The sequence below is a fragment of the Polaromonas sp. AET17H-212 genome (assembly GCF_002379085.1).
Taxonomy (GTDB): Bacteria; Pseudomonadota; Gammaproteobacteria; order Burkholderiales; family Burkholderiaceae_C; genus Polaromonas.
The window spans coordinates 315,913-335,024 of record NZ_NBZW01000001.1; the positions used below are offsets into that span (position 1 = coordinate 315,913).

The following is a 19,112-nucleotide window of genomic DNA, read 5'->3' on the forward strand; positions in this document are numbered from 1 at the left end:
AAAGCCGGCCACACCCACCCATGGCAGCCGACGACCCGCTCCAGGCCTACCGCGCCAAGCGCGACTTCCAACACACGCCGGAGCCGGCCGCCGGGGGCAAGCGCTCCCAGGCGCGCAGCTTCGTTATCCAGAAACATGACGCCAGCCACCTGCATTACGACTTCCGGCTTGAGCTCGAAGGCACGCTGAAAAGCTGGGCCGTCCCCAAAGGGCCCAGCCTGGACCCCGGCGTCAAACGCATGGCGGTGCAGGTGGAAGACCATCCGATCTCCTACGCCAGCTTCGAAGGCACCATTCCCGCCAACCAGTACGGCGCTGGCAATGTCATCGTCTGGGACCGCGGCACCTGGCTGCCAGTTGGCGACCCGGTGGCGGGACTGCAGAATGGCAAACTGAAGTTCGAGTTGCAGGGCGAAAAACTCAAAGGCCACTGGTCGCTGGTGCGCATGCATGGCAAAGGCGGGGAGCGCCAGCCGCCCTGGCTGCTGATCAAGGACAGGGATGACGCGGCCCGGCCCGCCGCCGACTACGACGTGCTGCAGGCCCTGCCCGACAGCGTGATCACCGGCGTGCCCTTGACACCCCGCAAAACCACCGCGGCCAAAAAGGCGCCAGCCAAAGCCGCGTCCACCAGCAACGCCGCCGCGGGCAAAAAACCCGCCGCCACACGCCGCCAGCCACCGGGTGCCCTCAAGGACGACCTGCCGCAAACGCTCGCCCCTGAACTGGCGACGCTGGTCACGCACATGCCGGCCGACAGCCAGGACTGGGAGTACGAGATCAAGTTCGACGGTTACCGCCTGCTGACACGCGTGGAGGGCACGTCGATCCGCTGCCTCACGCGCAACGGCCACGACTGGAGCGACAGGCTGCCGGTGCTGGTGCAAGCCTTGTCGCGGCTGGGCCTGCGCTCCGGCTGGCTGGACGGTGAAATCGTGGTGCATGACAGCAAGGGCCTGCCTGACTTCGGCGCGCTGCAAAACGCTTTCGACAGTGGCAGCACCGCGCAGATCGTCTATTACGTGTTCGACCTGCCGTTTTATGACGGCTACGACCTGCGCCCGCTGCCGCTGGTGGAGCGGCGCAACCTGCTGCGGGCGCTGGTGCAGGCGGCGCCGCCGGGCCCGGTCCGTTTCAGCGAAACCCTGGAGGCCGGCACGCAGGACCTGCTGGCTGCCGCACGCCGCCTGGGGCTGGAGGGCGTGATCGGCAAACGTGTGTCGTCACCCTATGTGTCGCGCCGCTCGCCGAGCTGGATCAAGCTCAAGACGCAGCTGCGCCAGGAGTTTGTGATTGGCGGCTACACCGAGCCCAAGGGCTCCCGTGCCGGCCTGGGCGCCTTGCTGCTGGGGGTGTATGACGACCGGGGCGCCCTGCGTTATGCAGGCAACGTGGGCACCGGGTTTGACGACAACACCTTGCAACAGCTGCAGGGCAAGCTGGCCGCGCTGGCAACACCCCGCCCTGCTTTTGCCGGCCTGCCCGCCTCGGTCAAGGGCCACTGGGTTAAACCGGTGCTGCTGGCCGAGGTCAGTTTTGCACAATGGACCCACACCGGGCGTATCCGCCACGCCGTGTTCCGGGGCCTGCGCACTGACAAGGACGCGCGCAAGGTCACCCGCGAATCGGCGCAGCCCATCGAGGACCTCATGCCAGCGACCAAAAAATCCGCAGCCTCGCCGCGCACCCCGGCCGCCGACAAACGCGGCACCCGCCGCCCTGCCCCGGACAGCGGCACGCTGCGCGTCACGCATCCCGAACGCGTGGTGGACCCGGACACCGGCCTGACCAAACTCGACCTGGTGCATTACTACGCGCTGGTGGCACCGCTGATGCTGCCGCATCTGCGCGCCAGGCCGGTGGCGCTGGTACGGGCGCCGGACGGTGTCCAGGGTGAGCTGTTTTTCCAGAAACACGCCGAGGCGACGGCCATCCCCGGCCTCAAGCTGCTGGACCCGGCGCTGGACCCCGGCCATGCGCCCTTGCTGGAAATCACCACGGCGGAGGTGCTACTGGCCGCCACCCAGCTCAATGTCATGGAGTTCCACACCTGGAACGCCACGACCCGGTCCATCGCCAAACCCGACCGCATGACCTTTGACCTGGACCCGGGTGAAGGCGTGTCGTGGGCGCAGATCCTGGAAGCCGCCCAACTGGTCCAGGCGCTGCTGAAGGAACTTGGCCTGCCGGCGTTTCTCAAGACCAGTGGCGGCAAGGGCCTGCATGTGGTGGTGCCACTGAAACCGGCCTTCGGCTGGGACACGGTGAAGGATTTCTCGCAGGCCATCGTGCAGCATTTGTCCGCCGTGATCCCCGACCGCTTCGTGGCCAAAAGCGGGCCGCGCAACCGGGTTGGAAAAATTTTCCCCGACTACCTGCGCAACGGTTTTGGTGCCACGACGGTCTGTGCCTGGTCCCTGCGGGCCCGGCCCGGGCTGGGCGTGTCGGTGCCGGTCAGTTGGGACGAGCTGAACGGCCTGAGCGGTCCGGCGCACTGGACGGTGGCCAACATCGCCGATCGCATCGCCATCGGCAACTCGCCCTGGGATGGCTACGAGCAGGCCCGCTGCACCCTCCCCGCCGCCATGAAAGCGCTCGGCTTCAAGGCGGAACAACCTGTCGCAGCAGCGAAGCCGTCCCGGCCCCGGTCAACGGCCAAGGCCGGCAAGATCAAGGCCGCGGTGTAGGACCGCCTTGACAGATTCACGCGCGCCTTCCTGACAGACGCTCGGGTGGCCGCCGGCTTCGCGCGAGGCCAGTACCGGCGTATCTTCATGCCAGGTACCAGCGGCTTGCAGCCGTGCGCCCTGCACGGCCGGGAGTTGGGACACTTGATGATTCTTTCGGGAACACGCCATGAAGCATTTTTTGACGGCACTGCCGGTATTTTTTGCACTGACCCTGCTCACCGGTTGCCCGCAGTCGAAGGTGCCCGACAAACCTTTGTTGGTACCCGAGCCGAAAGCGGCCCTCAACATCCTGAACAACCACCAGAGCTACTCCTTTGAAATCTGAATCTTCCTTTGATCCCTGGCGCCGGCCTGCAGCCGGTCTGGCCCTGGCCTGCCTGGCCGCCTTGTTGTCCGCATGTGTGACGCCGGCGTCCCAGCTGGAGTCGCCGCCGCAAACCGTGCTGCTCGACGGCGACGCCTACCGGGTCGAGCAGATCACGGCCGGCACCTGGTCAGCGCAGGCGCCGCGCCACCTGCCGGACGGTCCACAGAAAACGGCCAGCTTGGTCCGGGCCATTGAAAAGGCATCGAACTGCAAGGTGACCGACAGCAGCTACGGTGCCCAGGGCGCCGCATTCAACGCCCAGGTGGACTGCGCCAGCAGGCTGAAGAACTAGACAAATCACGCTCCGGCCCTGATGCCGCCTACGTAAACAGCTATTGAATCAATAGCAACCCAGGCCGCACACATAGTTTTACACCTTCGCATCCGCAGCAGACGCAACTTTACGCGTCGTGCCGTATGACCTTGCAAGCTCCCCGCCACACTCGCATCAACAACACCAAGGAGATCTTCATGATCATCACCCCTCCGCTCAAAAAAATCATGCTGGCCCTGTTGCTGGCCGGCGCTGCTGCAGCACCTGCCGTCGCACAGGTCAGCATCAACATCAACCTGGCACCACCCCAGCCGCAGTACGAGGCCGTCCCCGTGCTCGCACCCGCCCAAGTCTGGGCGCCGGGCTACTGGGCCTGGACCGGCGAGCGCCATGTCTGGGTGCGCGGCCACGCCATCCAGAAGCGCGAAGGCTACCGCTGGGCGCCGGACCGCTGGGAGCAACGGGGCAACGCTTATTACCGCCAGCCGGGCGCCTGGGTGCGTGATGCCAACTATGTGTACGTCAAGGATAAAAAAGATAAAAAAGACAAGTACGAGAAACACGACAAGCACAACGACAAACGGCACGGCAACGGGCATGGCAAAGGCCACGGCGATCGTGACTGAGCTCTGACCCGGCTGTCACAGGCATGAAAAAAGCTGGCACAAGTGCCAGCTTTTTTCATGGGTGAAACGAAACGCCCGTTCAGGGGGCCGTCTTCAGCGCATCGCGCAGGGCCTTGACCTGGTCGTGGTTGCGCTGCACCCCCTGGGCCTGGCGCTCCACCAAGGTCCTGATCGCCGGCGGCAGATTTTCCTTGAGGGCGTTGCGATAGCGGGCTTTCGCGGCATCCTCGCCACGCTCGCACTCGTCCAGCATGGCCAGGTCGGTATAGCCGCTGAGCGTGCCGCGCACCGACACCCAGCCACGATGCATGGCACCGCTGGCCGTGCCGCCTTCTTCGGGCTTGCCACCCAGCTGGCGGATCTGCGCGGACAGCTCGGCAGCCGCACCGCGGCATTCGTCGGCATGGCGCAGCAGCAGGGTCTTGAGGTCCTGCGCCTTGACGTGTTCGGCGCATTCGGTGAAGCCGTACTCACCGTCGCGGCAGGACTCCAGCAACTCGTTGAGCGTGTCGATCACGTCGTCGTTGTCGGCAATTTCGCGGGACAGGGTGCGCGGCGAGAGCTGCTCGTCCACGCGCGCCCAAGCCGCGCGGCTGGCCGCTTCGGCTTCGGGCCAGCTCAGGGTCGAGCGTTCCTTGCGGCTGTCCCAATGGACGGCGAGGTCGCTTTGCGCATCGTCAAACGTGCCGGTGTAGGTGCTGCGTCCGTACAGGCCGAGCCGGTAGGCCGGTGCATAGTCGTCGTAGCTGCGGTTCGCATCGTAGTAAGGCTCTCGGGTGTACTGTTCGCGCCAGTAGGCTTCTTCCGCGGTGGGATTGATGGCTTCGGCCACCGCCTTGCCGCCCAAGCCGCCGGCAACCGCGCCAACCACCGCGCCGGCCGCGGCGCCCAGCGGTCCACCCAATGCGCCGGCGGCCGCTCCGGCCGCAGCGCCGCCCAGAGCCGCACCAACGCCGGTACCGACCGGGTGAGCGCCCGGGGCGTCCGTGATGGGGTCCAGATTCAGGTTCTTGTCGTGTTCGTCAAGTGACATGGTGAAGCTCCTTCCAGGGGGTAATGGGATGGTCAGGTTGAGGACTGGACAACTGCGCCGGTGATGCCGGGTGTCTTGCGATTGCAGCTTTTCAGTTCAGGAGGCCATCGTGGTACGCGCTCCGGGGGTTCGCGGTCAGGCGAGGACAACCCGGCCTGTAGGAGAGGACGCCGTGCAGGGCGGCCCTGCACAACAGGCCGGGCCGCATGCGCCGGCGCCAGGCTCAGGCACCAGGCTCAGCCGTCGAGCTCGGGGTAGCGCCGGAAAATGCCTTCTTCGTTGAAGGGGATGCGTCGCTCGCTGGCGAGGTAGGCGGCCACGCGCCGGTGCTGCGCCACCCGGTCGTGCAGGCCGGCCACCCGCGGGGCCTGCTGCAATGCGCGCCCGGTGGCTCGCGGAAAAGCGTACAGCAGCCCTGCCACGAGCTGGAACAGCGACAGATCGGCATAACTCAGGCGTGCGCCCACCAGGCAGGCACTGCCCCTGGGGTTGCGCGCCAGCACGCTGTCGAACCAGTCCAGAAATTTCGGAATGCGCTCTTCACGAAAGGCCATGGCCCGCCGCACGGCCTCTTTTTTCTGGTCTTCGTAATACAGGCCGGTGGCAATCGGGTGATGGGTGTCGTGGGCTTCCATCACCACGTCGGCAATGGTCAGCTGCAGCTGGTGCGTCCACAGGCGCTGCAATTCGTTTTTGGCCACCAGACCCAGGCGCGGGCCAAGGTAAAGCAGGATCGCCGCGGTCTGGCCGATGACGGCCTTGCCGTCCACCAGGAAGGGCGGTGCAAACGGCGGGTGCAGCACCTTCGGGCTGTCGAGGTAATGCATCATGGCAGCGACGCCCTGCCCCCGGCTGGCGGGACCGCGTGCCACGTCCACATAGTCAGCGCCGGCCGCCTCCAGCGCCAGCCGGACAAACTCGCCGCGGCCCTGGATGGTGGGCCAGTAGTGCAACTCATAAGGCATGGATCTCTCCTTGCGCAACCCGAACATCATGAAAAATGGCTGTAGCCCTTTATTCACGGTAGCAGGCAGCTATTCAATTCATAGCAACTGACGTTTCCTCCGCCCTGGCAGCCAGCCGCCAGAGCGAGGTGACCTCCGCTGCCCTGGCGGCATGCAGGGCATCGCTGGCATCGACGGCCTTCGGATGCTGCGGCTTCACGTCCACCCGGGACAGGAGCTGCAGCCCCGCCGCGGCGATCCAGTCCAGCAGCTCGCTGCGCGAGCGCAGACCCAGGTGTTCGGCCAGATCCGACAGGATCAGCCAGCCTTCCCCGCCCGGCGCCAGGTGCGCGGCCAGCCCTTGCAGGAAACCGCGCAGCATGCGGCTCTCGGGGTCGTATACCGCGTGTTCGACCGGCGAGCTGGGACGCGCCGGCACCCAGGGCGGGTTGCAGACGATCAGCGGCGCGCGGCCGTCGGGAAACAGGTTGGCTTCCTGCAGCGTGATATGCCCGGCCAGGTCGAGCCGTGCCAGGTTTTCCCGGGCGCATATCAGCGCGCGCGGGTCCTGATCGGTCGCGATCACCTGCTGCACACCGCGGCGCGCCAGGATCGCCGCCAGCACGCCGGTGCCGGTCCCGACGTCAAAGGCCAGGCTGTTGGCAAGTGCGGCCGCCGGCAAGGGCGTCTCGGCCACCAAACCCAGGTACTCGCCGCGTACCGGCGCAAACACGCCGTAGTGCGGGTGAATGCGCGCGCCGCCCAGCGCGGCGATCTCCACCCCTTTCTTGCGCCATTCGTGCGCGCCGATCAGGCCCAGCAGCTCGCGCAGCGAGCTGACGTAGCTGCCCTGCGCCGCGTCGCCCGGGCCATACGCTTCGCTGCAGGCCTGTGCGACATCCGGCGCGCGCCGCAGGCTGATGTGATGCGCCCCATCGAACTCGAGCACCAGCATGGCCAGCGTGCGTGCACGCTGCGACTGGGCCTGGCGGTGCTGGTTGAAGGCATCAAGCGGCGACACCGCGGCCGCGTCCGCCCTGGCCTTGGCTTTCTTGATCTTCTTGGGCTTGTCGATGCGCCTGGCCAGGGCCTGCAGCAACTGCCGCGCATTCTGGAAGTCCCCGCGCCACAGCATGGCCGTGCCTTCGCTGGCCAGCCGAAATGCCGCGTCGGCCGTCAGGGTGTCGTCGGCCACCTGCACCCGTTTGGGCGGCGGCGCCCCGCTTTCGGAACGCCAGCGGGCAGAACGGGCTTGCCCCTCCTCGACCCAATGGATGCGGGCCGGCTCGCTCATGCCAGGGCTTTCAATGCAGGGACGAAGGTCAGGGCAATTGCCTGGGCGGGCAAATGCAGAAAGAAAAAAGGCATCGGACAAACCCGGTCGGTGAACAGAGCGCCATTATCCGCGCCGTGCAACAACCACGTCCCTAGCGGCGGTCCTTGCCGTCGCCGGCGGTCAGCGGCGCGAGGTCGGACGAGTAGGTCCGGTCGCCGATGGTCATCTCGCTGCTGTTTTGCCAGGCAGACTCAAATGCCGCGAGCTCCTGTGCCGTTGCCCGTTCGTAGCGACGCAGATTCGAGGCCCGCATCGCCTCGGCGCTGATGTTGTCCGACGTGGCGGTGGCTTCGGCGCGCTGGGGATCGAGGCCCTTGAGTTCCTCGTTGACCCGCCAGTACACCGCCGGCACGCCCAACCCATAACGGGCCAGCGCATTTTTCCTGATGAGGGCGCCCAGCGCGGCCAGGGACTTTTGCTGCCCCTGCTCGCTCTCCATGAAATCGGTGGACAAGTCCACCATCACGACGAAGCTGTGACTGCGCTTGTCAGCGCGTACGACCTTGAACCGGTAGCTTGCACTCAGGATGCCCCGGCTTTCCATGGTGGCCTTGACCGAATCAAAAAGCATCTCGCGGCGAAACGCCATGCGTTCGTCGAGATTCATTTTGACGGGGCCGGTCTCCGGGCCCGAACCGCTGTCCTTCTGGCCTTGCGAGGAAGAGAATAAGTTGTGGAAAAAGGACATGACGTGCTGACTATTAGATGACGTGTGCCTACCCTGCGGCCAACTTCCTTCTTGTTATGGTGTTGAGAAAGACGGTGTTCCGGGGAAGCCCGCCTTCGACAACTTAGCCATCGTATGCTTTTAGTTACAGTATGTCATCTTCTGATACATGGCAATCTGATCGCAGACGGTTGTGACAAATGTCAGAAAACAGGTCAAAAGGCATCCAAACCGCCCCCTGCACAGAAATTGTCGATGGCGGACGGATTTGTTACATCCGTCGGTCTTATCCGACACGTCAAGAAGCCTGCGCCCGATAGGTGCGGCGAACTTCGTTGCAGATACTTGCCCATCAACTTCTGGAGGAAGCCATGTCTTTTGCACTTTATATGGTCGGTTTCGCAATTTTTCTGGGTGGCCTGGTCTGGGGTGCGTTCGAAGCCGGCATTCCCCATGTCTACATCGGCATTGGCGCGCTCGTGATTCTGGGTATAGGCATCTTCAGTGCCGTGGGCCGTACCCGCAGCAAGGATCCCTCATAAAGGAAAAAGCATGTGGTGGACCGCGCTGGCATGCTGGCAATCCTTTCGCCACACCGCCCTCACGGGCGCCCAGGGTGACTGCATCGAAGTCGAGGAAATCGTCATCGAGCGCCGCGTCAACCAAGCGGGCTTGACTCCAAAAAAAAGGTTCCGGGATTGTCCCGGAACCTTTTTTTTGTCCGGGCGGTGTCGTCAGGACGGCTTGGCACCCAGGCCCATGGCCCGGGTGATCACTTCCTTCATGATCTCGTTGGTGCCGCCGTAGATGCGCTGCACACGTGCGTCGGCATAGGCCCGGGTGATCGGGTACTCCCACATGTAGCCGTAGCCGCCGAAAAGCTGCACACACTCGTCCATCACCTTGCACTGCAGGTCCGAGCACCAGTACTTGGCCATGCTGGCCGTCGCGGTGTCGAGCTTGTCATCGGCAAGCAATTCGGTGCATTTGTCGACAAACACGCGTGCCACCTGCACTTCGGTCTGCAGTTCGGCCAGGGTGTAACGTGTGTTCTGGTAGCTGGCCACCGGCTGGCCGAAAACCTTGCGTTCCTTCACGTAGTCGACCGTCCAGCCGATCGCCGCCTGGGCCGCAGCGACCGCCCCGATCGCGATCTGCAGCCGTTCCCAGGGCAGTTGTTCCATCAGGCAGACAAAGCCGCGGTTTTCCTGGACCGCACCACCCAGCAGGTTCTCCGCGGGAACACGCACATTGTCAAAAAACAACTCCGAGGTGTCCTGCGCCTTCAGGCCCAGCTTCTTCAGGCGTTTGCCGACCGCAAAGCCGGGCATGCCGCGTTCGACCAGCAGCAAGCTGGTGCCCTTGGCGCCGGCTGCCGGGTTGGTCTTGGCCACCACAATCACCAGGTCGGCATGCCAGCCGTTGGTGATGAAGGTCTTGCTGCCATTGAGCAGGTAGCTGCCGTCGGCCTGCTGAATCGCCGTGGACTTGACGCCCTGCAAATCGGAGCCGGCCGCCGGCTCGCTCATGGCAATCGCGCCCACCATCTCGCCGCTGGCGAGTTTGGGCAGGTATTTTTTCTTCTGCGCCTCGGTGCCGTAATGCAGCAGGTAAGGCGCCACGATCTCGCTATGCAGTCCGTAACCGATGCCGGAGAAGCCCGCGGTGCTGAGCTCTTCCATCTGCACCACGGAATACAGCTTGTCGGCGCCGGCACCGCCGTATTCCTCGGGCATGGTCATGCACAGGAAGCCGTTTTCCCCGGCCTTGTTCCAGACCGCGCGATCCACATAACCCTGGTCCTCCCACTGCGCGTGGAAAGGGGCAATTTCCTTGTCCATGAAGCGGCGAAAGCTGTCGCGAAAGGCCTCGTGGTCACTGCTGAAAAGTGTGCGTTCGATCATCGGGTCACCTGTTGGAGGAAATAAAAGAAAAGGCAGCGGGATGCTGATTTATGCAAAGCGTTTGCTTGGTGAAATGAATATACTCGTTCCTGCGGCTTTTCGGCGCAGAAACCGGCACCTCCTATTGCCGGCACTGCCCTCCCCCCATCCAGCAGGAGCACCCCATGACCGAAGCATTCATTTACGACGCCATCCGCACACCGCGCGGCAAAGGCAAAAAGGACGGCAGCCTGTACGAGGTCAAGCCGGTCAACCTGCTGGCCGGCGTGCTGACCGAGCTGCAGCGCCGCAATGGCTTCGACACGGCGCATGTCGATGATGTGGTGATGGGCGTGGTCTCGCCCATCGGCGAGCAGGGCTCCGTCATCGCCAAGGTCGCCGCACTGAAAGCCGGCTGGGACTTCCGCGCCTCGGGTGTGCAGATCAACCGTTTTTGCGCCTCCGGCCTGGAAGCCGTGAACCTGGCCGCGCAGAAGGTGCGTTCGGGCTGGGAAGACCTGGTGGTGGCCGGCGGCGTCGAAAGCATGAGCCGCGTACCCATCGGTTCGGACGGTGGTGCCTGGGCCCAGGACCCGGAAACCAACAGCGCCACCGCCTTCGTGCCGCAAGGCATAGGCGCCGACCTGATTGCCACGATTGAAGGTTTCAGCCGCGCCGATGTCGACGCCTTTGCGCTGGAAAGCCAGAAGCGCGCCACCCAGGCCCGCGCGGCCGGTTACTTCGACCGCTCGGTCGTGCCGGTGAAAGACTTCCTTGACCAAACCATCCTGGCGCAGGACGAGTTCATCAAGCCGCACACCACGCTGGAAGGCCTGGCCTCGCTGCGGCCGGCGTTTGAACAGATGGGCAGCATGGGTTTCGACCAGGTGGCGCTGACCCGTTACCCGCAGGTCGAGCGCATCCACCATGTGCACCACGCCGGCAATTCGTCGGGCATCGTGGATGGTGCGGCGGCGGTGCTGGTCGGCTCGGAAGCTGCCGGAAAAATCCATGGCCTCACGCCGCGCGCCCGCATTGTTGCGGCAGCGCTCAGCGGCGCCGACCCGACCATCATGCTGACCGGCCCCATGCCGGCGGCGCGCAAGGCGCTGGCCAAGGCCGGCTTGGGCGTAGACCAGATCGACCTGTTCGAGGTCAACGAAGCCTTTGCCGCGGTGGTGATGCGTTTCATGAAAGAGATGAAGGTGCCGCACGACAAGGTCAACGTCAATGGCGGCGCGATTGCCATGGGCCACCCGCTGGGCGCCACCGGCGCCATGATCCTCGGCACCCTGATCGACGAGCTGCACCGGCGCAAGCTGCGTTACGGCCTGGCCACCCTGTGTGTCGGCGGCGGCATGGGCATTGCAACGATTGTGGAAAGAATCTGATGAAAACCATCCAATACGAACTGGCCGACGGCATTGCCACCCTCACCTTCGACGAGGAAGGCTCACCGGTCAACACCATGTGCGCCCAGTGGCAAAAAGACCTGACCGAAGCCACCGCACAGGTCGTGAAAGACAAGGAAGTGATTCGCGGCATCGTGCTGGCATCGAACAAAAGCACTTTTTTTGCCGGCGCCGACCTCAAGGCCACGATGCGGCTGCAGGCCGCGGACGCGCCCCAGGTCTTCAAGGAGATCGAGCAGACCAAGAAGAACTTCCGCACGCTGGAAACCCTGGGCAAACCGGTGGTCAGCTGCCTCAATGGCACGGCACTCGGCGGTGGCTGGGAAGTCGCTCTGGTCGGCCATTACCGCATCGCGGTGGACGACAAGAAGATCCAGTTCGGCCTGCCCGAAATCACGCTGGGACTGATCCCCGGCGCCAGCGGCATCACCAAGATGACGCGGCTGCTGGGCCTGATGGGCGCGCAGCCCTATATTCTGGAAAGCAAGCTGTTCAACCCGCATGAAGCGCTGGAACTCGGCCTGGTGCACGAGCTGGTGCCGGATGCCGCCGCGCTGCGCCCTGCGGCCCTGGCCTGGATCGCGACGCATGATGGCGCCGCCGCCCCGGCGCACCACCCCTGGGACGACAAGAACTACAAGATGCCTGGCGGCACACCGGCCAACCCCAAGATCGCCGGCATGCTGGCCGTGGCGCCGGCCGTGCTCAAGCAGAAAACACGCGGCCTGTACCCGGCCCCCGAATACGCGCTGGCCGCCATGGTCGAGGGCGCACAGGTCGATTTCGACACCGCGCTGCGCATCGAATCGCGTTACTTGGCCAGGCTGATCGTCAGCCCGGTGGCCAAGAACATGATCAACACCTTCTTCTTCAACATGAACGCGATCAAGTCGGGTCGCTCGCGTCCGAAAGATGCCCCGCGTTACAAGCCGCAGAAAGTCGGCCTGCTCGGCGCAGGCATGATGGGCGCGGGCATTGCCTACGTCCAGGCCAGCCGCGGCATCAGCACCGTGCTCAGGGATGTGAGCCAGGACAAGGCCGATGCGGGCAAGGCCTACAGCGCCAAACTCACGCAGTCACGCGTGGACAAGGGCCGCATGAGTGCGGCCGAGCAGGCCGCCCTGCTTGCACGCATTGAGGCCACCGACAAGGTGGCCGACCTCGCCGGCTGCGACCTGATCATTGAAGCGGTGTTCGAACGCCGCGACCTCAAAGCCCAGGTCACGCAGGAAGCCGAGCCTTTGCTGGCGCCCGGCGGCTTTTTTGCGTCCAACACCTCGACCCTGCCGATCAGCGGGCTGGCCACGGCCAGCGCACATCCGGACAAGTTCATTGGCATCCACTTTTTCAGCCCGGTCGACAAGATGAAGCTGGTCGAGATCATCCGCGGCAAGCAGACCAACGATGACACCGTGGCGCGTGCCTTTGACTACGTCCAGGCCCTCGGCAAGATCCCGATTGTGGTCAACGACTCGCGCGGCTTTTACACCAGCCGGACCTTCGGCACCTTTGTGATGGAAGGCGCAGCCATGCTCGGCGAAGGCATTCCTGCGGCGGCGATTGAAAACGCCGGCATCCAGTGCGGCATGCCGGTGGGCCCGCTCGCCGTGCTCGACGAAACCGCACTGTCACTGAGCGTGCACGTGCTGGACCAGACGCGCGCCGACTATGTGGCCGAGGGCAAGACCTACATCGCCACGCCGGGCGAGTTGATCGTCGAGCGCATGGTCAAGGAGTTCGACCGCAACGGCCGCGCCGCGGGCGCCGGCTTTTACGACTACCCCGAGGAAAAAGGCGCGAAGAAAACCCTGTGGCCCGAACTCAAGCCCCTGTTCGAAAAGCCCGGCGTGGCCTGGGCCATCACCGACCTCAAGGACCGGCTGCTGTACCGCCAGGCCGTGGAGACCGCGCGCTGCCTCAGTGAAAACGTGCTGACCAGCGTGCATGACGCCAACATCGGCTCCATCTTCGGCATCGGCTTTCCCGCCTGGACAGGCGGCGCGATGCAGTTCATCTACAGCATGGGCGTGGACGCCTTTGTGCAGCGCGCCGGCGAACTGGCGGCCCAGTACGGTGCGGGCTTTGCGCTGAGCGATGAGGTCAAAGCCACGATCAAAAAGCACCAGCCGGTTTATTGAAGGTTTATGGCGCCGGGAAGCCGGCCAGCAGGCCGGCTTTCTGCACCTTGCCCAGCGCAGTTTTGGGCAAGGCCTCGCAGAACACGATGCGCTTGGGGTGTTTGAACCGTGCGAGCCGGCCCTCGAACAATTGCTGGACCCCGGCCGCATCAAGCCCGCTACCGGACTTGCGTACAACCACGGCAACCACCACCTCGCCCCAGCGCGCATCGGGCTGGCCGACCACCGCTGCTTCCAGGATGTCCGGGCAGTCGGCCAGCAGGTTTTCAATCTCGGCCGGGTAGACGTTTTCGCCGCCCGAGATGATCATGTCTTTCGAGCGTCCGACCACTTCGTAAAATCCGGCTTCATCACAGCGCGCCAGGTCACCGGTATGAAACCAGCCCTCGGCAAAGGCCGGGTTGTCGGCGTCGGCCCAGTAGGCAGCCATCACATTGGGCGCGCGCACCCAGATTTCACCGACCTCGCCCGGGGCCACGGTTTCACCCAATGTGTTGACGAGTTTCACCTCCACGTGCAGACCGGCCTTGCCCGCTGCCCCGACGTGCTGCATCGCATCGGCACGGCGCAGGTAGATGGAGACCGGGCCGGTTTCGGTCGCGCCATACACCTGGCCAAGCGGCACACCGCGTGCATGGATGGCCGTGATCATCGACGCGGGAATCGTGGAAGAACCCGCGGCCAGAAAACGCAGGGACGACAAATCGGCAGCGGAAAAATCGGCGTGGTCCAGCACCGCGCGCAAGGTGGCCGGCACCATCAGCGACAGCGTGGGCCGCCGCCTGGCGACGTCGGCCAGCCAGGCTGCCGCGTCAAAACGCGCATGCAGGGTCACCGTTGCACCGGCATGCAGGGCCGGCAGGGTCTGGATGCACAGGCCACCGACGTGAAATAGGGGCAGCACACTCAGCACATGGTCAGCCTGGCTGAGTTCGTGGGCATGGGCGGAAATCACGCAGTTCCAGATCAGGCCGGACTGCGTGTGCAAGGCGCCCTTGGGCCGGCCGGTGGTGCCCGAGGTGTAGACCAGCAGCACCGGCGAGGCGTACGCCCCTGCGAGGACGCCGGTGCCGGCACCGCCGACAGCATCCGCGGCCAGGCTGGCGGCAGGCAGCAAGCGGCAGCCCTGGGCCGCCGCCAACGCGGCAGCCGCGCCGGCGTGGGCGCTGTCGCAGACCAGCAGGCTGACCCCAGCGTGACCAAGAATCGCCGCGTGTTCGGGCGCGGCCAGCCGGTGGTTGAGCGGCAGCAGAATCGCACCCACGCGCGCCAGCGCAAACAGCAGCACCAGCACGGCCGGATCATTGAAGCCCAGCCAGGCCACCCGGTCGCCCGGCTGCACGCCGGCCGCCAGCAGCACGCGCGTTGCAGACTCGATGCGCTGCCACAAGGCGGGATAACTGATGTCTTCCCCGGCCGCGTGGATGGCCACCTGCTGCGGCGAGAACTGCGCGTGGCGCTCGATGATCTGCGCGAGATTCATTCCGATCCCGGCTTACAGCACAGCCTGTTCGTCCTGTTCACCGGCCTCGTACAGGCACTCGCGCCCAAGCCGGTCGATACAGAGTTCAGCGGTCCACGGCAGCATCAGCGAGCCGCAACGCGAGTCGCGGTACATGCGCTCGAGCGGCAGGCTCTTGAGCATGGACTGGCCGCCGCAGGTACGCACCGCCAGGCGACAGATCTCGTTGGCGTTTTCCATGATGGTGTAGTGCGCCGCGTACAGCCCGAGCCGGATTTCCTTGGACGGATCGACGCGGGCCGCGCGCGCATTCTGCAGAAAGATGGCGCGCGTCTGCTCCAGCCGGACTTTCATTTCCGCGACCGCGATCTGTTTGGTCGGGTACATGCGGCGCTTGACCGGTGGTGTGCCGGGCACCTCACCGCGCAAATACTGCACCGTGAAGTCGTAGGCCGCCTGGCAAATGCCCATGTAGGTCGGCGACAGGGTCGCAAACATGTGCGGCCAGCGCAGCGCGGCCTGGGCATACAGGCCTTCGGGAATCAGGCGCTCAACCTCGGGCACAAACACGTCCTGGAACACCAGCGTGCGCGACACTGTGCCGCGCATGCCCAGCGGGTCCCAGTCGCCGGTGACGCTGACGCCGTCCGAATTTTTGTCAACCGCCAGGTACAGCGAATCACGCTGGGTGGCACCGGGCTTGTCCAGCGTGCACAAAATGCCGTAGTAGTCGGCCGCGCCGGCCAGCGAGGCAAAAATTTTCTTGCCATTGACGATGTAGCCGCCCTCGACCTTTCGGGCCAGCGTGCCGAAAGGCGCCTTGCCGGCGGCGGCGGCACCGCCTTCGGAAAACGGCTGTGAGTAGACCTTGCCCTGCTTCACCACACGTTCGTAATGGATCTTGCGGTGGGCTTCGTGGTTGGCGCGCTGCTCGGGCGTCATGTCGAGGTCATCGGCAATGAAGCCGGTCCACATGGTGGAGCTCACATGCATGTTCAGTGTCAGCGCGGTGGCGCCGCAATGCCGGCCGATTTCTGCCGCGGTCATCACATAGGTGGCGAAGTCGGCGCCCCAGCCACCGTATTCTTCAGGCACGCAGATGCCGAGCAGGCCGGCTTCGCGCAGGTCGGCGTAGTTCTCGAAGGGGAACACCGCATCGCGGTCAATCTGCTGCGCACGCGGCGCGAATTTTTCGCGCCCGAGGCGGGCAGCAATCGCCAGCAGCTCGGTCTGCTTGGGCGTGAGTTCGGTGTAGTCGCCGGCAATCGACGGCGGCAGGTAGCGGGCGGCAGGCGGTGGGGAGACAGGCAGTGCAGACATGGGCGGTTCCTCGGGTCAGGTCAGGGCAGAAAATGTTGTTTCAGGAATGTCAGGACAGCGTGGTTGAACAGCGCGGGCTGCTCGAGGTTGGCGATGTGGCCCACCTGCGGCAGGCAGACATAGGCGGCGCCGGGGATGCGGCCGGCCATTTTTTCCACCACGGCGGGCGGCGCATTGAGGTCCAGCTCACCGGCCAGGCACAGGGTGGGCACGGCAATGTTGCCCAATGCGGCCAGCCGGTTGAAAGACACGATGGCCGACAGCGCGGCGCGGTAACTTTCCGCGGGAACGCCGGCCATCAGCACGGCGGCTTCGGCGATACGCGCCGGCTCGGCGTCGGGCGCGAACATGGTCGGCACCAGTTGGTGGGCGAGGCCTGCCATGCCCAGCCCCCGGTCCAGCGGCGCAAAGCGGCTCTGTAAAAACTGCTGCTGCCAGGCACCATCGGCCTTGCCGAAAGCCGGCGAGGTGCTGTAGAGAACCAAGCCATGCACCAGCGCGGGATGCAGGGCCACCAGTTCCTGCGCAACCATGCCGCCCATGCTGTGGCCCAGCAGCACGTTGCGCCTGGCGCCCACATGGGCTATCAGGGTTTTCAAGGCATCAGCCAGCCGCGCGTTGGTGCATGGCGACAGGGGCGCTGATGCGCCATAACCCGGCATGTCCCAGGCCACCGTCCGGAAGCCCTGGCCGGCCAATACCGGCTGGTTGCGGGCCCAGGCCTCCTTGCCGCCACCCACGCCGTGCAGCAGGAACACGGCGGTGTCGCCCTCACCCTGCTCAAGATAGGCCGGCATCACCATGGCTCAGGCCAGCTCGCCGGTCAGTTGCCCGGCGTCGACGATCACCTGACCGTCCAGCGCCACGGTGCAGCCCCGCAGCGGCAGATCGAAGTGCCCCAGCGTGTGGCGCCCCGCGACCTCGTTGGCGCCTGTCGAATACAGGAAGTTGCCGGCGAAGGCCCGCAGCTCGGTGCCGTTGAAGTCCTTCTTGTCGTACAGGGCCATCGCATCCCAGCGCGCCTTCGGGTTCATGCCCCAGCCCACATGCGAGACGGCGTAGGCTTCGCGGTCGCCCCAGGCCGCCCAGTAGCTGCGCATCAGGTCGGCGTCGACATGCTGGCCGGCGATGTCGGTCACGAAGTCGTTTTCAATCGTCAGCACCACGGCTTGTTCGAGATACCGCTTGAAGGTCAGGTTGACATCACCGGGGGCCAGCACCAGCCGCCCGTTAACGCTGCCCCGGGCCGGAAAGGCCAGGCACAAGCCGCCCGGCCAGTGCGAGATGGTGCCGGGCCGGGCCGTGTAACCCCAGCCGCCACCGGCCTGCGCGCCGACCAGCGAAATGGCCAGGTCGGTGCCCGCCTGCGAAGTCACATGCATGGCCCTGGCACTGCGCAGCCGCTTGATGCCGGCCTTGACCCTGGGCTCCAGCGCGGGATCGGGAAGGCAGCGCTCGAGGATTTCGGGGTGTTCGTTGGACACCATCAGCACACGCGCGCCGCCCTTCAGAATATCGGGCAGCTCGGCCGCATGCAGCAGGCCTTCCACCGTCAGGTCGGCTACGAAGGTACAGGCGGCCAGGGCCTGCACCACCGGTGCGAGCTGGCCGATGGCGTCCGAGGCGCCGGTGGAGCGCACCGGCACCGGTGCGGCCAGCCGGGGCGTGGCCAGCACCAGGTGAAAGGCCCGCGCACCGAGGCGCGCCAGCGCAAGTTCGGCGAGCTGCACATTGACCGGCCGCGACTGCGTCTCGGACAGGATGGCCGCCGTGTCGCCGGCCTTCACGCCACACAGCGCAAAGGTCTCGGCGAAGCAGTCAATCCATTTGGCTTCAATTCGTTCCTGCAGCATGAAAAACTCTTTCTTAAAGGCTAAAGGCGTGAACCGAGCGCGAAATAACCGCCGGCATGAAACAGCAACGGCGCGGCCTCGGACAGCGTGAAGCGCTCGACCTCGGCAATGAACAGACAATGGTCGCCGGCGATTTGCCGCGAGACCGTGCGGCATTCAAACCAGGCACTGGCGCCATGCAGCAGCGGCAGGCCCCAGGCGTTTTCCGCATGCGCCACCCCCTCGAACTTGTCGGCCTGGGGCGAGGCAAAACGGCGCGACACCTCCACCTGGGCTTCGGCCAGCACGTTGACCACAAAACGATCAACCGCCTCGAAGACCGGCAGGCTGGGCGAACTGCAGCGCAGCGACCAGAGGATCAGCGGCGGCTCCAGCGACAGCGCCGAAAACGAATTGACCGTGAGCCCGACAAACGCCCCGCCCGGGGCGCGCGTCGTGACCACCGTGACGCCGGTGGCGAACTGGCCCAGCGCACTGCGCAGGACCCGGCTGTCCGGCGCCGCGGCGGGAACAAGGCCTTCGGGATTCAGGGAAGCTTGCAAGGCGACATTCATCTGCGCATAATATATGAATATTCATGCAATACGCAAGCGCACCCACCCGGCCTCCTGATTCGCGAGGCCCCCCATGAGCCGCTCCCGCCAACCGGCCGGTGCGCCAGCGGCTGAGGGCCGTTTCATTGACGGTTACCTGTCCTACCTGCTCGCGCGGGCCAGCCACACCGTGTACAGCGAATTCCACGCCCAGGTCCAGGCTGCCGGCTTGAGCCAGCTGGAATGGCGGCTGCTGGCCACCTTGTCGGACGGTGACGGCCTGACGATCGGCGAGCTCGCGCGCGAGATCCTGACCCAGCAACCGACGCTGACCAAACTCGTGCAGCGCATGGAGAAAGCCGGCTGGGTGCGGCGCGGCGAAGACCCGGCCGACGCACGCCGCACGCTGGTGTTCGAGACCGAACAGGGCCGCGCCACCGTGGCCGCGCTGCTGGCCCAGGCCAAGGCGCATGAAACCTCGCTGCTGCAGGACTTCAGCGAACGAGACGTCACGACCCTGAAGAAAATCCTGCGCACCCTGATCAGCCGCAGCGACGCGGGCTGAGCGGCCGTC

At 65.2% G+C, this 19,112-nt stretch carries 18 protein-coding genes; 8 read left to right on the forward strand and 10 right to left on the reverse strand.

All coding sequences use genetic code 11. The annotated features are described in order from the left end of the window. Window positions 1-20: 20 nt before the first annotated feature. The 4 genes from ligD to B7G53_RS22735 all read left to right on the forward strand — a co-directional run bounded on the left by ligD (window position 21) and on the right by B7G53_RS22735 (window position 3,957). Window positions 21-2,687, forward strand: coding sequence for a DNA ligase D (gene ligD, locus B7G53_RS01450; protein ID WP_096662480.1), 2,667 nt, complete (start codon window positions 21-23; stop codon window positions 2,685-2,687). Window positions 2,688-2,856: 169 nt separating this feature from the next. Further along, window positions 2,857-3,015 (forward strand): hypothetical protein, encoded by a 159-nt coding sequence (locus B7G53_RS22730; RefSeq protein ID WP_176491250.1) that lies wholly within the window; start codon window positions 2,857-2,859, stop codon window positions 3,013-3,015. Next, window positions 3,005-3,349 (forward strand): hypothetical protein, encoded by a 345-nt coding sequence (locus B7G53_RS01455; protein ID WP_096662482.1) that lies wholly within the window; start codon window positions 3,005-3,007, stop codon window positions 3,347-3,349. Before B7G53_RS22730 ends, B7G53_RS01455 begins: the two co-directional genes overlap by 11 nt. A gap of 179 nt (window positions 3,350-3,528) precedes the next feature. After that, on the forward strand, window positions 3,529-3,957 hold the full coding sequence (locus B7G53_RS22735) for a YXWGXW repeat-containing protein (RefSeq protein ID WP_096662858.1): 429 nt from the start codon (window positions 3,529-3,531) through the stop codon (window positions 3,955-3,957). A gap of 79 nt (window positions 3,958-4,036) precedes the next feature. On the opposite strand, the gene B7G53_RS01465 is transcribed toward B7G53_RS22735, so the two are convergent. The 4 genes from B7G53_RS01465 to B7G53_RS01480 all read right to left on the reverse strand — a co-directional run bounded on the left by B7G53_RS01465 (window position 4,037) and on the right by B7G53_RS01480 (window position 7,877). After that, window positions 4,037-4,990, reverse strand: coding sequence for a ferritin-like domain-containing protein (locus tag B7G53_RS01465; protein ID WP_096662484.1), 954 nt, complete (start codon window positions 4,988-4,990; stop codon window positions 4,037-4,039). 236 nt (window positions 4,991-5,226) lie between these two features. Then, entirely contained in the window at window positions 5,227-5,955 is a 729-nt protein-coding gene (locus B7G53_RS01470) for a glutathione S-transferase (RefSeq protein ID WP_096662486.1), read from the reverse strand. 73 nt (window positions 5,956-6,028) lie between these two features. Beyond that, window positions 6,029-7,228: a methyltransferase gene (locus B7G53_RS01475; protein ID WP_096662488.1), complete on the reverse strand. Its 1,200-nt coding sequence runs from the start codon at window positions 7,226-7,228 to the stop codon at window positions 6,029-6,031. A 133-nt stretch (window positions 7,229-7,361) separates the two neighbouring features. Further along, complete coding sequence (locus B7G53_RS01480) at window positions 7,362-7,877, reverse strand: hypothetical protein (RefSeq protein ID WP_255249874.1); 516 nt, start codon at window positions 7,875-7,877, stop codon at window positions 7,362-7,364. A gap of 431 nt (window positions 7,878-8,308) precedes the next feature. Between B7G53_RS01480 and B7G53_RS22740 the strand changes: the two genes are divergently transcribed. Next, window positions 8,309-8,479, forward strand: a complete 171-nt coding sequence (locus B7G53_RS22740) for a hypothetical protein (RefSeq protein ID WP_170954708.1) — start codon at window positions 8,309-8,311, stop codon at window positions 8,477-8,479. A 192-nt stretch (window positions 8,480-8,671) separates the two neighbouring features. Here the strand turns inward: B7G53_RS22740 and B7G53_RS01485 are convergent, their stop codons facing one another. Next, on the reverse strand, window positions 8,672-9,841 hold the full coding sequence (locus B7G53_RS01485; protein ID WP_096662492.1) for an acyl-CoA dehydrogenase family protein: 1,170 nt from the start codon (window positions 9,839-9,841) through the stop codon (window positions 8,672-8,674). 164 nt (window positions 9,842-10,005) lie between these two features. Here B7G53_RS01485 and B7G53_RS01490 point away from each other — a divergent pair, with 164 nt between their 5' ends. Both B7G53_RS01490 and B7G53_RS01495 read left to right on the forward strand, forming a co-directional pair. After that, window positions 10,006-11,211, forward strand: coding sequence for an acetyl-CoA C-acetyltransferase (locus tag B7G53_RS01490; protein WP_096662494.1), 1,206 nt, complete (start codon window positions 10,006-10,008; stop codon window positions 11,209-11,211). Then, window positions 11,211-13,370, forward strand: a complete 2,160-nt coding sequence (locus B7G53_RS01495) for a 3-hydroxyacyl-CoA dehydrogenase NAD-binding domain-containing protein (protein ID WP_096662496.1) — start codon at window positions 11,211-11,213, stop codon at window positions 13,368-13,370. Before B7G53_RS01490 ends, B7G53_RS01495 begins: the two co-directional genes overlap by 1 nt. Window positions 13,371-13,374: 4 nt before the next feature. Here B7G53_RS01495 and B7G53_RS01500 read toward each other — a convergent pair whose 3' ends face one another. The 5 genes from B7G53_RS01500 to B7G53_RS01520 are packed head-to-tail and all read right to left on the reverse strand — an operon-like array spanning window position 13,375 to window position 18,547. Next, window positions 13,375-14,853: a class I adenylate-forming enzyme family protein gene (locus B7G53_RS01500; protein ID WP_096662498.1), complete on the reverse strand. Its 1,479-nt coding sequence runs from the start codon at window positions 14,851-14,853 to the stop codon at window positions 13,375-13,377. Window positions 14,854-14,865: 12 nt separating this feature from the next. Beyond that, the gene (locus B7G53_RS01505; protein ID WP_096662501.1) at window positions 14,866-16,152 is read right to left on the reverse strand and encodes an acyl-CoA dehydrogenase family protein; all 1,287 of its coding nucleotides are present in this window, start codon (window positions 16,150-16,152) and stop codon (window positions 14,866-14,868) included. A 20-nt stretch (window positions 16,153-16,172) separates the two neighbouring features. Then, entirely contained in the window at window positions 16,173-16,949 is a 777-nt protein-coding gene (locus B7G53_RS01510) for an alpha/beta fold hydrolase (protein ID WP_369680263.1), read from the reverse strand. A gap of 9 nt (window positions 16,950-16,958) precedes the next feature. Beyond that, a complete protein-coding gene (locus B7G53_RS01515) occupies window positions 16,959-18,005 on the reverse strand; it encodes a peptidase M29 (RefSeq protein ID WP_096662505.1) in 1,047 nt (348 codons plus the stop codon). A gap of 20 nt (window positions 18,006-18,025) precedes the next feature. Then, window positions 18,026-18,547 (reverse strand): flavin reductase family protein, encoded by a 522-nt coding sequence (locus tag B7G53_RS01520; RefSeq protein WP_255249875.1) that lies wholly within the window; start codon window positions 18,545-18,547, stop codon window positions 18,026-18,028. A gap of 85 nt (window positions 18,548-18,632) precedes the next feature. Between B7G53_RS01520 and B7G53_RS01525 the strand changes: the two genes are divergently transcribed. Next, window positions 18,633-19,103: a MarR family winged helix-turn-helix transcriptional regulator gene (locus B7G53_RS01525; protein WP_096662509.1), complete on the forward strand. Its 471-nt coding sequence runs from the start codon at window positions 18,633-18,635 to the stop codon at window positions 19,101-19,103. Window positions 19,104-19,112 lie beyond the last annotated feature (9 nt).

What these genes read in the sequence shown, in the direction of transcription:
- B7G53_RS01480 (WP_255249874.1), bottom strand. Translation starts at nt 7,877, where the DNA reads ATGAATCTCGACGAACGCATGGCGTTTCGCCGCGAGATGCTTTTTGAT.
- B7G53_RS22740 (WP_170954708.1), top strand. Translation starts at nt 8,309, where the DNA reads ATGTCTTTTGCACTTTATATGGTCGGTTTCGCAATTTTTCTGGGTGGC.
- B7G53_RS22730 (WP_176491250.1), top strand. Translation starts at nt 2,857, where the DNA reads ATGAAGCATTTTTTGACGGCACTGCCGGTATTTTTTGCACTGACCCTG.
- B7G53_RS01500 (WP_096662498.1), bottom strand. Translation starts at nt 14,853, where the DNA reads ATGAATCTCGCGCAGATCATCGAGCGCCACGCGCAGTTCTCGCCGCAG.
- B7G53_RS01475 (WP_096662488.1), bottom strand. Translation starts at nt 7,228, where the DNA reads ATGAGCGAGCCGGCCCGCATCCATTGGGTCGAGGAGGGGCAAGCCCGT.
- ligD (WP_096662480.1), top strand. Translation starts at nt 21, where the DNA reads ATGGCAGCCGACGACCCGCTCCAGGCCTACCGCGCCAAGCGCGACTTC.
- B7G53_RS01470 (WP_096662486.1), bottom strand. Translation starts at nt 5,955, where the DNA reads ATGCCTTATGAGTTGCACTACTGGCCCACCATCCAGGGCCGCGGCGAG.
- B7G53_RS01510 (WP_369680263.1), bottom strand. Translation starts at nt 16,949, where the DNA reads ATGCCGGCCTATCTTGAGCAGGGTGAGGGCGACACCGCCGTGTTCCTG.
- B7G53_RS01525 (WP_096662509.1), top strand. Translation starts at nt 18,633, where the DNA reads ATGAGCCGCTCCCGCCAACCGGCCGGTGCGCCAGCGGCTGAGGGCCGT.
- B7G53_RS01485 (WP_096662492.1), bottom strand. Translation starts at nt 9,841, where the DNA reads ATGATCGAACGCACACTTTTCAGCAGTGACCACGAGGCCTTTCGCGAC.
- B7G53_RS01465 (WP_096662484.1), bottom strand. Translation starts at nt 4,990, where the DNA reads ATGTCACTTGACGAACACGACAAGAACCTGAATCTGGACCCCATCACG.
- B7G53_RS22735 (WP_096662858.1), top strand. Translation starts at nt 3,529, where the DNA reads ATGATCATCACCCCTCCGCTCAAAAAAATCATGCTGGCCCTGTTGCTG.
- B7G53_RS01490 (WP_096662494.1), top strand. Translation starts at nt 10,006, where the DNA reads ATGACCGAAGCATTCATTTACGACGCCATCCGCACACCGCGCGGCAAA.
- B7G53_RS01505 (WP_096662501.1), bottom strand. Translation starts at nt 16,152, where the DNA reads ATGTCTGCACTGCCTGTCTCCCCACCGCCTGCCGCCCGCTACCTGCCG.
- B7G53_RS01515 (WP_096662505.1), bottom strand. Translation starts at nt 18,005, where the DNA reads ATGCTGCAGGAACGAATTGAAGCCAAATGGATTGACTGCTTCGCCGAG.
- B7G53_RS01495 (WP_096662496.1), top strand. Translation starts at nt 11,211, where the DNA reads ATGAAAACCATCCAATACGAACTGGCCGACGGCATTGCCACCCTCACC.